This is a genomic window from Streptomyces sp. NPDC048257 (genome assembly GCF_043201855.1).
Classification (GTDB): Bacteria; Actinomycetota; Actinomycetes; order Streptomycetales; family Streptomycetaceae; genus Streptomyces.
Genome location: NZ_JBICZI010000024.1, coordinates 90,782 through 103,500, shown reverse-complemented (window position 1 = coordinate 103,500; position 12,719 = coordinate 90,782). Strand labels below are relative to the sequence as shown.

The 12,719-nt window shown below is 73.1% G+C and carries 7 protein-coding genes; 3 read left to right on the top strand and 4 right to left on the bottom strand.

Going from position 1 to position 12,719, the window contains the following annotated elements; translation table 11 throughout:
• Positions 1-480 precede the first annotated feature (480 nt).
• Entirely contained in the window at positions 481-1,017 is a 537-nt protein-coding gene (locus tag ACGFZK_RS31385) for a MarR family winged helix-turn-helix transcriptional regulator (protein ID WP_030292304.1), read from the bottom strand.
• Between the two features lie 124 nt (positions 1,018-1,141).
• Between ACGFZK_RS31385 and ACGFZK_RS31380 the strand changes: the two genes are divergently transcribed.
• The gene (locus ACGFZK_RS31380; RefSeq protein WP_393852233.1) at positions 1,142-2,461 is read left to right on the top strand and encodes an MFS transporter; all 1,320 of its coding nucleotides are present in this window, start codon (positions 1,142-1,144) and stop codon (positions 2,459-2,461) included.
• 80 nt (positions 2,462-2,541) lie between these two features.
• Here ACGFZK_RS31380 and ACGFZK_RS31375 read toward each other — a convergent pair whose 3' ends face one another.
• Positions 2,542-4,359 carry a SpoIIE family protein phosphatase gene (locus tag ACGFZK_RS31375; RefSeq protein ID WP_393852232.1) on the bottom strand — a complete coding sequence of 606 codons (1,818 nt, stop codon included), beginning with the start codon at positions 4,357-4,359 and terminating at the stop codon, positions 2,542-2,544.
• A gap of 135 nt (positions 4,360-4,494) precedes the next feature.
• Positions 4,495-5,913, bottom strand: coding sequence for an NAD(P)/FAD-dependent oxidoreductase (locus ACGFZK_RS31370; protein ID WP_393852227.1), 1,419 nt, complete (start codon positions 5,911-5,913; stop codon positions 4,495-4,497).
• Positions 5,914-6,251: 338 nt separating this feature from the next.
• On the opposite strand from ACGFZK_RS31370, the gene ACGFZK_RS31365 reads away from it, so the two are divergent.
• Both ACGFZK_RS31365 and ACGFZK_RS31360 read left to right on the top strand, forming a co-directional pair.
• Positions 6,252-7,025 carry a TetR/AcrR family transcriptional regulator gene (locus ACGFZK_RS31365; protein ID WP_393852226.1) on the top strand — a complete coding sequence of 258 codons (774 nt, stop codon included), beginning with the start codon at positions 6,252-6,254 and terminating at the stop codon, positions 7,023-7,025.
• Between the two features lie 147 nt (positions 7,026-7,172).
• Positions 7,173-9,209, top strand: coding sequence for a sigma-70 family RNA polymerase sigma factor (locus ACGFZK_RS31360; RefSeq protein ID WP_393852225.1), 2,037 nt, complete (start codon positions 7,173-7,175; stop codon positions 9,207-9,209).
• Here ACGFZK_RS31360 and ACGFZK_RS31355 read toward each other — a convergent pair.
• Positions 9,196-12,447, bottom strand: coding sequence for an ATP-binding protein (locus ACGFZK_RS31355; RefSeq protein ID WP_393852224.1), 3,252 nt, complete (start codon positions 12,445-12,447; stop codon positions 9,196-9,198). The two genes, ACGFZK_RS31360 and ACGFZK_RS31355, sit on opposite strands and share 14 nt — an antisense overlap.
• Positions 12,448-12,719 lie beyond the last annotated feature (272 nt).

Here is a 12,719-nt window from a genome sequence, read left to right as displayed (position 1 = left end):
TCGCTGTGTTTGTTGCCTGCAAGCACTCCACAAGGAAGCCCTACAGGTCTTTTTCAAAGGAACCTCATCCACCGAAGTGGACGGGGTATCAACTTTTGGCGTTGATTTTTGGCACGCTGTTGAGTTCTCAAGGAACGGACGCTTCCTTTGTACTCGCCCTCGCGGGCTTTCCTCCGGGCTTTCGTTCTGTTCTTGCGTTTCCGACTCTATCAGATCCTTTCGGGCCTGACCCCCAGTCAGCGGGGTTTGTCTTCCGGGCTGTTGGGCCCTTCCGACTCCTGAACTCTAGTGGATTTCCCCGGCGATTCATAATCGGCCTTCGGAAATGAATTCGGGCACGCCGAATTCGTTCCCAGTGGGAGATCGTGCTGAGTTGGGTGCCGCAACGAGGCGGCGGGATTCGTTGTCGCCGAAACCTTCCGGCTCAGGGACAACTCGAAGAACCTTACGGATCCCCCGCGCTCGTGTCAACCCCGGTGGTCAGCTGGGTGACTGGAGGTCTTCGACGCGGTCCAGCAGGCGGGTGAGCATGTCGCCGAGCACCCCGCGCTCCGCCGTGGAGAGGTCCTGGAGGAGGTCCTCTTCGAAGACCGTGGCCGCGCGCATCGCGTCCAGCCACTTGCTGCGGCCCTCGTCCGTCAGCTCCACGATCACGCGGACCCGGTTGGACTCGTCCCGTTCGCGGGTGACCAGGCCCTCCGCCGTCATGCGGTCGATCCGGTGGGTCATCGCCGCCGGCGTGAGGCCCAGCTGCTTCGCCAGTTCGCTCGGGCCCATCCGGTAGGGGGCGCCGGAGATGACGAGGGCCTTGAGGACCTCCCACTCCGCGTTGCTGATGCCCAGGGCCGCCGTCTGACGTCCGTACGCGACGTTCATGCGGCGGTTCAGGCGGCTCAGTGCCGAGACGACCTTCTCGACCTGGGGGTCCAGGTCCTGGAACTCGCGCTGATAGACGGCGATCTGTTCGTCGAGGCTCGGCTCGTGGACGGGCGCAGTGCCGTCGGGGGTGTCACCCATGGACCGAAGTATCGCACGAGCCCGTTGGCGTCTAACTCCTTCAGTGTGTACTGTTAAGGCTTGAAGTTTAGGTATGAAGTCTTCAGGCTTCAGGTCTCAAAGGCAGGTGAAAGTGACCAGGGTGATGGGCGCTGCGATGCAGCGGATCCAGGCCGGGAACGCGCTGACGGCGTTCGGCATCGGCTTCACGGTTCCGTTCCTCTATATCTACGTGGCGCAGGTGCGGGATCTGGGTTCCATGGCCGCCACGTGCGCGTTCGTGGCCTTCGCCCTCGGCGCTCTCGTGGCGCTGCCCTTCACCGGTCGGGTCATCGACCGACGTGGTCCGGTGCCCGTGGTCATCGGGGCGGCCCTCACCGCATCGGCCGGTGCGCTCTCGCTCGGGCTCTCCACCGGTATCGCGCCGATCCTGCTCTCCGCCCTGGCGCTCGGCGCCGGGCAGGCGGTGATGCAGCCCGCGCTCGCCACGATGATCGTGTGGTGCTCCACGCCGTCCACCCGGACCCGTGCCTTCGCCCTCCAGTTCTTCATGCAGAACCTGGGTCTGGGCATCGGCGGTCTGCTCGGTGGTCAGATCGTCGACGAGAGCCGGCCCGGCAGCTTCACCCTGCTGTTCGGCATCGAGGCCGTGATGTTCCTGGTGCTGGCGGGCGTCATCCTCAGCGTGCGGCTGCCGCAGGTGCCGAGCATCAAGGACGCCGTGCCGAAGGACCCGTCCCAGGCGGGCGGCAGCGGCTGGAAGCGGCTGCTCCGGCACAAGGCCATGGTGCAGCTGTGCGTGCTGGGCTTCGTGGTGTTCTTCGCCTGCTACGGACAGTTCGAGTCGGGTCTGGCCGCCTTCGGTACCGAGGCCGCCGGGATCTCCCCCTCCACCCTCGGTTTCGCGCTCGCGGCCAACACCGGTGCGATCGTCGTCGCGCAGTTCGTCGTGCTCAGGCTGGTCGAGAAGCGCCGTCGGTCGCGTGTGATCGCGCTCGTCGGCCTGATCTGGACCGTGGCGTGGGTCATCGCCGGGTTCTCGGGTCTGGGGCACGGCAGCGCCATGATGGCCGCCGCCGCGTTCGTCTCCACGTACGCGCTCTTCGGCATCGGCGAGGCCATGCTGTCGCCGACCCTGGCGCCGCTCGTGGCCGATCTGGCGCCCGAGGGCTCGGTGGGCCAGTACAACTCTGCCTTCGCGCTGGTCAAGCAGATGGCGCTGGCGCTCGGGCCGCTCGGGGTGCCGCTCGGTGCGGGTGTTCCGATGCTCTACATCGGGGTCTTCGTGCTCGTGTCGCTCGGGATCGCCGCTCTGGCGCTGCGGCTCGGCGGGCGGCTCAGCCCGATGCAGGACAACCCGTGGATGGCGAGCAGGGTCGTGGCGCAGGGTGGTCCGGCCGTCGTGGCCAAGGAGGCCGCTACGGGCGCCGCCGCAGAGCCCGCCACGGAGCCCGTGCACGCGTAGGTGCGTAGGACCGTACGTATATATGTGCGGGTACGAGGAAGGCCCCGGTCCGTGTGGACCGGGGCCTTCCTCGTACCCGGCTACTTGTCCGGCAGGGCGAACTCGCACCAGACGGCCTTGCCGCCGCCCGGGGTGCGGCGGGAGCCCCAGGACGAGGCGATGGTGGCGATGATCGAGATGCCGCGGCCGGTCTCGTCGGCCGGTTCGGCGCGGCGGCGGCGCGGGAGGTGGTCGTCCCCGTCGGTGACCTCGATGATCAGCCGGCGGTCGGTGCGGCGCAGCCGCAGGCGCATGGGTGGGGTGCCGTGCTGGAGGGAGTTCGCGACGAGCTCGCTGGCGGCCAGGACGCCGAGGTCGCAGAGCTCGACGGGGAACCGCCAGGAGGCGAGGACGCCCTGGGCGAAGGCGCGGGCGCGCGGGGCCGCCTCGATGCCGCCGAGGAGTTCCAGGGCGGCGTTGTGGAAGAGCTCGGCGTCCGATCCGGTGCGGGCGGGCTGCTGGAGGACCATCACGGCGACGTCGTCGTCGTGGTCGGCGTCCACGCCGAGGGCGCGCATCAGGCGGTCGCAGATGACGGCCGGGGTGCCCTGGGCGCCGGAGAGGGCGCGTTCCAGGGCGGCGACGCCTTCGTCGATGTCCTCGCCGCGGCGTTCGACCAGGCCGTCGGTGTAGAGGACGGCGGTGGAACCGGGGCCCAGGGGGATGGTGCCGGAGGTGTGGAGCCAGCCGCCGGTGCCCAGCGGTGGGCCGGTGGGGTCGGCGGCTCTGCGTACGGTGCCGTCCTCGTCGCGGACGAGGATCGGGAGGTGGCCGGCGGAGGCGTACGCGAGCAGGCCTTCGTTGGGGTCGTGGACGGCGTAGACGCAGGTGGCGATCTGGCTGGCGTCGATCTCGGCGGCCAGGCCGTCGAGGAGCTGGAGCACCTCGTGCGGGGGCAGGTCGAGGCGGGCGTAGGCGCGGACGGCGGTGCGCAGCTGGCCCATGACGGCGGCGGCGCGGACCCCGCGGCCCATGACGTCGCCGATGACGAGGGCGGTGCGGCCGGCGCCGAGGGTGATGACGTCGTACCAGTCGCCGCCGACGGCGGCCTCGGTGCCGCCGGGCTGGTAGGTGGCGGCGATGCGGAGGTCGTCGGGCTGTTCCAGTTCCTGGGGGAGGAGGGAGCGCTGGAGGGTGACGGCGGCTTCGCGCTGGCGGCGTTCGCTGGCGCGGAGGCGTTCGACGGCTTCGGCGTGGTCGGTGACGTCGGCGAGGTGGATCAGGACGCCGGTGTGGTGGGGGTCGGGCTCGCCGTCGGTGTCGGACTCGGGGAACTCGACGGGGGTGCAGGTGACGGTGTACGAGCTGCCGCCGCCCGGTGCGGTGCGGTTCTTGGCGGTACGGGACTTGCCGCTGCGCTGGACCTGGTCGAGGAGCGGGAGGAGGCCGAGCTCGCCGAGTTCGGGCAGGGCTTCGTGGGCGGGGGCGCCGGGGGTGCGGGCGCCGAAGCCGGTGGTGTAGGCGTCGTTGACGTAGGCGACGCGGTGTTCGGGGCCGTGGACGAGGGCGACCAGGGCCGGGAGCCGGCCGAGGACCTCGCGTACGGAGAGCTCGTCGAGGGAGGGCACGGCGGTGAGGACGCCGGTCCGCCGGGACGGGGCCGTGGCGGTACCGCCACTGCCGCTGCCGCTGCCACTGCCGCCGCTGCCGGTCCCGGTGCCGGTCCCGGAGACCGTGGGGTCGGCGGCGTGGCCGTCGGCGGCCGGCGTGGGCCGCTCGGATCCGGGGTCGGCGCGGCCGCCGCGGGCTGCCGGGACCGCGCCTTCCCCCCGCTTGGCCTGGGCGGCGGCGTGTTCGGACCGGGCGGCGGCGCGGCGCTGCGTTCCGGGAAACCGGGCGCTCCAGCGCGTGAAGTTCACTGCGTTCAAGCCTCGTGGTGTCGCGAGTGGTCGCTGTGTCGCTCGTGGGCGGTCACGGACTGGACGATGTCACTCTGTGCAGGGGTGGAACCACCTATGGTCACACGTCCAGTGTGGCCGACCGCACTGACAACGTCAGCCCTGGCCGTTCTGCGGGGGGTTGGGGGCGGGTGGCGGGGGAGGGGGCTTGGGGCCGCCGCCTGCGGCCAGTTCGAATTCTGCCCTGGGGTGTTCGAGGGAACCCAGGGAGACGATCTCACGCTTGAAGAGGCCGGAGAGGGTCCATTCGGCAAGGACGCGCATTTTGCGGTTGAAGCTCGGAATGCGGCTGAGGTGGTAGGCGCGGTGCATGAACCAGGCCGGGTAGGCCTTGACCTTGCGGCCGTAGATGTGGGCGACGCCCTTGTGGAGGCCGAGCGAGGCGACCGAGCCCGCGTACTTGTGGGCGTACTCGGTCAGCACCTCGTCGCGCAGGGCGGCGAGGAGGTTGTCGGCGAGGACCTTGGCCTGGCGGACGGCGTGCTGGGCGTTGGGGGCGCATTCGCGGCCCTTCTCGTCCGCGGTGATGTCGGGGACGGCGGCGGCGTCGCCCGCCGCCCAGGCGTGCTCGACCCCTTCGACGGTGAGGAAGGAGGTGCAGGCCAGGCGGCCGCGCTCGTTCTTGGGGAGGTCGGAGGCGGCCAGGATGGGGTGCGGTTTGACGCCGGCGGTCCAGACGACGGTGCGGGTGGGGAAGCGGGCGCCGTCGCTGAGGACGGCGACGCGGTCCTCGCAGGAGTCGAGGCGGGTCTCGAGGCGGACGTCGATGTTGCGGCGGCGCAGTTCACGGACGGTGTAGACGCCCATTTCGGGGCCGACCTCGGGGAGGATCCGGTCGCTGGCCTCGACGAGGACCCACTTCATGTCCTCGGGCTTGATGTTGTGGTAATACCGCGCCGCGTAGCGGGCCATGTCCTCAAGCTCGCCCAGGGCTTCGACGCCCGCGAAGCCGCCGCCGACGAAGACGAAGGTGAGGGCGGCGTCGCGGAGGGCGGAATCGCGGGTGGAGGAGGCGATGTCCATCTGTTCGATGACGTGATTGCGCAGGCCGATGGCCTCTTCGACCGTTTTGAATCCGATGCCGTAGTCGGCGAGTCCGGGGACGGGGAGGGTGCGGGAGATCGAGCCCGGGGCGAGGACGAGTTCGTCGTACTGCATCTCGATGGGGCCGGTGCCCTCGTCGGGGGTGGCGAGGGTGCTGACGGTCACGGTCCGTTTGGCGTGGTCGATGCTCTGGGCCTCGCCGATGACGATGCGGCACTTGCCGAGGACGCGGCGCAGCGGGACGACGACGTGGCGGGGGGAGATCGCGCCCGCGGCGGCTTCCGGGAGGAATGGCTGGTACGTCATGTAGGGCTCGGCGCTGACCACCGTGACCTCGGCTTCGCCGGCTCTCAGCTTTCGCTGGAGGCGGAGCGCCGTATACATGCCGACGTAGCCGCCGCCGACGATCAGGATGCGCGTGCGGGGCGGGGTACCGGGGGCCGTGCCCCGTGAGTTAGCAGCCTTCACCATCCCATGACGCAACGTGGCCGGGAGTTTGTCCACAGGCCCGACAAATTGTGTGACCGGAGGTGGTGGTGGGGCGGGGTGGAACCGGGGCTCCTGTCGTGGCAGAAGTCCGCAGGTCAGAGCGTGCGGAATGGCAGATTCCGGAGGTGTGGACCGGAGAAATGGGGGTGAATGCTCCGATCGGGCGGTGCTCCGTCCGGGGCTGCCTCTTCTGAATTGACTCTGGCTCAACTATGTTCGTATCTCGTCGAGGAGTAGGACCGGGCCCGAGACCGTGGCCCCCTCGGCGTGAAGGCGGGGAGTGTCTCCGGGGGGAGACAAATGATTACCGGGGGATACATATGAACATTTCCGATTTCCATGGTTCTGCGACCGCGCTCTCGGTCGAGAGCAGCGGACGCGGTCTCGCGGGCGGCACCACGCACGGCGTAGGCCGGTCCACGCCGCTGCGCGTCGATGCCCAGCGCAACCTGGAGCACGTCCTGCGGGCGGCCCGTGAGGTCTTCGGCGAACTGGGCTACGGGGCTCCGATGGAGGACGTGGCACGCCGCGCCCGCGTCGGTGTCGGCACGGTGTACCGGCGCTTCCCGAGCAAGGACGTCCTGGTGCGGCGGATAGCCGAGGAGGAGACGGCGCGGCTGACCGAGCAGGCCAAGGCCGCGCTGGGCCAGGAGGAGGAGCCGTGGCAGGCGCTGTCGCGCTTCCTGCGCACCTCCGTGGCCTCCGGCGCCGGGCGGCTGCTGCCGCCGCAGGTGCTGCGGGTCGGCTCGGCCGTCGAGGACGGGGCCGAGGAGGCGGAGGCGGCGCGTGTTCCGCACCAGCGGCAGGCCGTGGTCGCCGCCGGGGCTCCCGATCTGCGGGTCGTGGGTGCGCGCGGCGCGGTCGAGGACGAGCCCTCGGACGACGCGGGTGCTGGTGCGCTGCTGGAGGTCGTCGGCCGGCTGGTGCACCGGGCGCGGGAGGCCGGTGAGCTGCGTGCCGATGTCACGGTGGCCGATGTGCTGCTGGTGATAGCGACTGCGGCGCCCGCGCTGCCCGACCCGGCGCAGCAGGCGGCGGCTTCGACCCGGCTGCTCGACATCCTGCTCGAAGGGCTGCGGTCCCGGACGGTCTGACTCGGCGGGTCGGCGAGGGCCCGGTAGGGCGATTCGCCGAAATGTGCCCGGATGAGTGGATGGGGCGCAGAGGGGTTCGATGCCCGTCGCCCGTGTGACACGCTTGATCGGTGTACCGGTTGAGTGTGTCGTGCGGGAGTCTCCGCAATGAGCGTTGACGGTCGGGAAGAGCCACTCGGTGGCGGCAGCAGCGAGGTTGAGACGGGCAGTCTGCCCGCCCGGCAGGTGCCGGCGCAGCGCGACCCGGGCGGGCGGCACGCACGCTCCTCGGGCTCTTCCGGACCCGGCTCCGGAGGCGTCGGGAGCGAGCTGCCGCCGTCCGACGCGGAGTTGATCGCCAGGATGCGGGGCGGTGACGACGGTGCGTACGAAGCCCTGTTCCGTCGCCACGCCGATGCCGTGCGTCGCTACGCCCGGACCTGCTGCCGCGACGGGCACACCGCCGACGACCTGACCGCCGAGGTGTTCGCGCGGACGCTGCAGGCGGTACGGGGCGGGGCCGGGCCGGACCAGTCGGTGCGGGCCTACCTGCTGACCACCGTGCGCAGGGTCGCCTCCGCCTGGGCGAAGACCGCCAAGCGGGAGCATCTCGTCGAGGACTTCGCCCTCTTCGCCGAGCAGGCCTCCACGGGTGCGGAGGGCGGGGCCGCACTGTCCGGGCTGACCGGGTTGTCCGGGGACGACACGCTCGAACTGGGCGCGGACGTACGGGCGATGCACGAGGCCGAGCAGTCGCTGGCCATGCAGGCCTTCCGCAGCCTGCCCGAGCGGTGGCAGGCCGTGCTGTGGCACACCACGGTCGAGGAGGCGTCGCCGAGTGCGATCGCGCCACTGTTCGGGCTCAGCGCCAACGCGACCGCGGTGCTGGCCAGTCGGGCACGGGAAGGGCTCAAGCAGGCGTATCTGCAGGCCCATGTGAGTTCGGCGCTGAGTGAGGGCGGCGACTGCGCGCGGTATGCGGACCGGCTGGGCGCCTATGCGCGGGGCGGGCTGCGGATGCGGGCGGAGCGGGGTCTGCGCAAGCACCTGGCGGAGTGCGCGAAGTGCCGGCTGGCCGCCGGGGAGCTCAAGGATGTCAACGCGGGCATTCCGGCGCTGCTTCCGGTCGCCGTCATCGGGTGGTTCGCCGCCGGGTACGCGGGCAAGGCCGCCGGGGTGGTGGCCGGTGGGGCCGTCGCCGCGGGCGGGGCCGGGGCCGCGGCGGCTGCCGCCGGTGGGTCGACCGCGGGGGCCGGGACGGCCGGGGCCGCGGGTGGCGCCGCCGGTGGTGCTGCCGGGGCTGGTGGTGCTGCCGGGGCTGGTGGTGCTGCCGGGGCTGGTGGTGCGGGGGCGGGCAGCGGGAGCGGAGGCGCCCTGGCCGCCGAGGGGCTCGGGCTGCCGGCCAAGGCCGCCATCGCCGCCGGGATCGCCGTGGCCGCGGCCGCCGGGGTGGTGTTCGCGCTGGCCGGGGACGATACCGAGCCGCAGGCCCGGGCCCAACCCGCGCCCACGGTGGCGGCGCCTGCGGTGCCGGATGCTTCCGCCCCGCCCTCGGCCGAGCCGGAACCGCCCGCGCAGGGGCCGCCGGTCGCGCGGGGCTCCGTAGCGCCGCGGCCCGGACCGACCCCTTCGGCTCGGCCCTCCGCCGCTCCCGCGCCCTCACCCTCCGCGTCCCCGTCGCCCTCGCCCAGCCGGGAGACGGCCTCGCCCACGCCGTCCCCGGACCGGCCCGCGCCGAAGCCGACGTCGCCGCCTCCCCCGAAGCCGCCGCAGGGGTTCGCACTGGCCGGGCTGGCGCACTCGGCGTACGGGGACCACAGCAGCCCGGAGCTGCAGACCTGGCGCAGCAGCTGGGTCTGGCAGCGCCGGGGGCTGGAGGCGGGCGGCCGGCGGTTCGCGCACGGCATCACGGTGAACTCGCCTTCCTCGGTGGAGATCGCCCTCAACCGGCAGTGCACGAGCTTCTCGGCGCAGGCCGGGGTGGACGGCCTGTCGCTGTTCACCGACGGCGCGGTGCGGTTCTCCGTCTACGCCGACGGACAGCGCGTGTGGCAGTCCGCCGCTGTCGGCCACGAGGACCCGCCGGTGTCCGTGCAGGTCCCCCTGACCGGGCGCAAAACGCTGCGGCTGATGGTCGAGAGGGCCGGGCCGGGCAGTCTGCCGACGCTGGCGAGCTGGGCCGACGCCGTGCTCAGCTGCCGGTGAGGGCCGTGTTCAGCATCGCGCCGAAGGCGACCGGGTCGAGCGCCGCGCCGGCCTGCTCCTCCCGGCCGTAGCGGTCCGCGCCGAGCAGGGCGCGGGTCCGCTCCGCAAGGCCGTCCACGGCGCCGCTCTCCGGAACCGAGCGCGGATGGCCCGCCCGCCAGGCGGTGGCCGCCGCGAGGGCCCGTACGGCTTCGGCGGGCCGGCCGGCGTCGGCCAGCAGCAGGGCCGCCGCCTCGGCCATGCCCGCCAGGATGCGCTCGGCGCACCGGGCCTCGACGGCGGCGGCAAGGCCGGGCCCGATCCGGGCCAGACCGGCCTCCGGACCCTGTTCGCGGCCGGTGAGCACGGCATCGACGGTGGCCAGTCCCGCGGTGAGCTGGGCGGGCACGGTGAACCCTTCGGCCTCGGCGCGGACCCGCTCGCACTCCTCGCGCGCCCGGGCGGCGTCGCCGCGCTGGAGGGCGACGAGTGCGGACAGGAGCCGGGCGAAGGTGCTGACGCTGTACACCCCGCCGTACCGGGCGGACTCCTTCTCGGCCTCCACCAGCAGCCTGTCGGCTTCGTCGAGGTCGCCCGCGCAGTAGGCGGTCTCGGCGATCCGGGCGATGGCGAAGGGCGCCTCGACGCTGGCCCCGACCTCGCGGGCGAGGCGCAGGCACTCCTCGTACTCGGCGCGGGCGTCGGCGTACCGGCCGCGCGAGAGGGCGACTTCCCCGGCGGCGCTCGCCACCTGGGCGCGGGTCCAGCGGTCTCCGACGCGGTGGGCGATCTCGTGCAGCTCGGCGAGGTCGGCGTCGACGGTGTGCAAGCCGCCGGTGACGTCGATGGCGACGTGGGTGCGGAGCATGAGGACGATGCCGAGTTCCCATTCACCGCCGTGGACGCGGCAGTTGGCGACGGAGCGGTCGAGGTCTTCGTGGAATTCGGGGGAGGTGTCGGTGAGGAAGGTCGTCGCGGGCCAGAGCATCCCGGGAAAGCGGGTGGTCTCGGGTGAGCCGTGCCGGAAGGCCTCCTTGATGCGGGCGGCGAGGTCCCGCTGCCCGGGGGTGCGGAACTTCTCGACGGAGTTGCTCTCCGCCAGCAGGAACATGTCGAGGACCTGCAGGCGCATGAAGGGCCAGTAGGCGGGGGTGCCCTCGGGGGGAGCGACCGGGGTGAGGGCGAGGATCCGAGAGGTCCACTCGGCGCCCTCGGTGCGGTAGTTGCGCAGCCACCAGAACCAGCCGAGGGCGAGGCCGAGGCGCTGGGCGGCCTCGGTGTCGGTGTCCTCGACGGCGGTGGTGTGGAGGGCGGCGCGGAGGTTGTCGAGCTCGGTCTCGATGCGCCGGATCCAGGGGAGCTGGGCGGCGGAGCGGATCAGGGGTTCGGCCTCCTCGGCGAGGGCGAGGTAGTGGGCGGCGTGGCGGCGGGCGGTGGCCCGGGCGCCGGCCGGGTGGGCGGCGGCGCGCTCGGCGGCGTACTCGTGGATGGTTTCGAGCATGCGGTAGCGCATGGCGTGGCCACCGGGTTCGGGTTCGGGGTCCGGTTCGGCCAGGACGAGGGACTTGTCGACGAGGGAGCCGACGATCTCGGCGGCGTCGTACGAGGCCGGGTCGCAGGGGTCGGCGCAGACGGCCTCGGCCGCGGCGAGGTCGCAGCCGCCGGCGAAGACGGACAGCCGGCGCAGGACGGTGCGTTCGGCCTCGTCGAGGAGGTCCCAGGACCAGTCGACGACGGCGCGCAGGGTCTGCTGGCGGGGCAGGACGGTACGGGCGCCACTGGTCAGGAGCCGGAACCGGTCGTCGAGGCGGTCGGCGATCTGGCGCGGGGTGAGCAGCCGCAGCCGGGCGGCGGCCAGCTCGATGGCCAGCGGCAGACCGTCGAGGCGGCGGCAGATCTCGGCCACGGCGGCCGGGTCGTCGGCGGGGCTGAAGCCGGGGCGGGCCGAGGCACCGCGGTCGGCGAACAGCTGGTGGGCGGGGTCGGGCGGCAGGGGCTCGACGGGGCGGACCGTCTCCCCCGGGACACCGAGGGGTTCGCGGCTGGTGGCCAGGATCCGTACGCCGGGGCAGTGCGTGAGCAGCCGTTCGGCGAGCTCGGCGGCGGCGCCGATGACGTGCTCGCAGTTGTCGAGGACGAGCAGGAGGCTGCGGTGGGCGCAGTGTTCGACGAGGCGGGCGGTGGGGTCGGCGGCGGCGGCCGGGTTCGGTGCCTCGCGGGCGACGAGGGAGCTGTCGCGCAGGCCGAGGGCGCTGACGACGGCGCCGGGGACGGCCGCGGGGTGGTCCAGGCGGGCGAGCTCGACGATCCAGCAGGCTTCGGGGTGGGCTGCGGCGGCGTGTTCGGCGAGGCGGGTCTTGCCCGAACCGCCGGGGCCGGTGAGGGTGACGAGGCGCAGGCCGGCCAGATCGTCGCGGAGGGCGGCCAGTTCGGGCTCGCGGCCGACGAAGGAGGTCAGGCGGGGGCGGAGGTTCCCGCGGGGGACCTCCGGCGCAGGGAGCTGGAGCCTGCGGGGCCGCTCGGGCTCCGGCTGGAGGAGTTCGGCGTGCAGGGCGGCGAGTTCGGGACCCGGGTCGGCGCCGAGGCCGTCGGCGAGGAGGCGGCGCGTGCGCTCGTACGCGGCGAGGGCCTCGGCGGGGCGGCCGGCGGCGCGCAGGGCACGCAGCTGCTGCGCGCGAAGCGTTTCGTCGTACGGAGCCTCGTGGACCAGTGTCTCGATCTCCGGCAGGAGTAAGGCCGGGGCGGTGGCGCCGCTGCGCAGGTCCGCCTCGATGCGATGGCGGAGGGCGCCGGAGCGGCGGGCCTCGGCGACGGGCGCATGGGCGGCGCGGGCGGGCTCGGGCAGGTCGGCGAAGGCGGGGCCGCGCCAGAGCGCGAGGGCGGTGCGCAGGGTGTGGGCGGCGGCTTCCGGGTCGGTGGCCAGTTCCTGGCCGCCCTGGACCGCCAGGCGGTTGAAACGGTGCAGGTCGACGTCCTCGCGGGCGGCGGCCAGGAGGTATCCGCCGGTGGGGGCGGAGTGGACGGCGTCCCGGGCGCCGAGGGCGCGGCGAAGCCGGGCGACGAGGGCCTGGAGGGCGGCGGGGGCGTCCTGGGGCGGGTCGTCGCCCCAGACGTCGTCGACGAGTTCGCCGACGGAGGCCGGGCGGCCGGCCCGGAGGGCGAGGGCGGCCAGGAGCGCGCGCAGGCGGGCGCCGCCGACGGGAAGGGGGGCGCCGGTCTCGTCGCGCGCCTCGGTGACGCCAAGGATGAGATACCGCACCGGGCAATTCTGCCCGGCCCGTTCGGTCGGTGCGCAGGCCCGGGGGGTGTCCTGTCGATCAGGCCGGATCAGGCCGGATCAGGCCGGTGCACGCCGGGGAGCGTCCGTGCCGGGTGACGCGAGCCCGGCCCGACCGGCACGACGCCCCCTCGGACCTGTTCGGGTGGTCTTGGCGGGTCGGCCCGCGTTGTCCGGCGCGGTGCATCGGACGGCGGAGGATCGCAGCTCGTACTCGGCCCCAGTCGCGCGCTACGACAACGCGGCGAGGCGCC

Excerpts from the sequence above, each read along its gene's own strand:
- ACGFZK_RS31370 (WP_393852227.1), bottom strand. The coding sequence starts at position 5,913 with ATGGTGAAGGCTGCTAACTCACGGGGCACGGCCCCCGGTACCCCGCCC.
- ACGFZK_RS31365 (WP_393852226.1), top strand. The coding sequence starts at position 6,252 with ATGAACATTTCCGATTTCCATGGTTCTGCGACCGCGCTCTCGGTCGAG.
- ACGFZK_RS31380 (WP_393852233.1), top strand. The coding sequence starts at position 1,142 with ATGGGCGCTGCGATGCAGCGGATCCAGGCCGGGAACGCGCTGACGGCG.
- ACGFZK_RS31360 (WP_393852225.1), top strand. The coding sequence starts at position 7,173 with ATGAGCGTTGACGGTCGGGAAGAGCCACTCGGTGGCGGCAGCAGCGAG.
- ACGFZK_RS31385 (WP_030292304.1), bottom strand. The coding sequence starts at position 1,017 with ATGGGTGACACCCCCGACGGCACTGCGCCCGTCCACGAGCCGAGCCTC.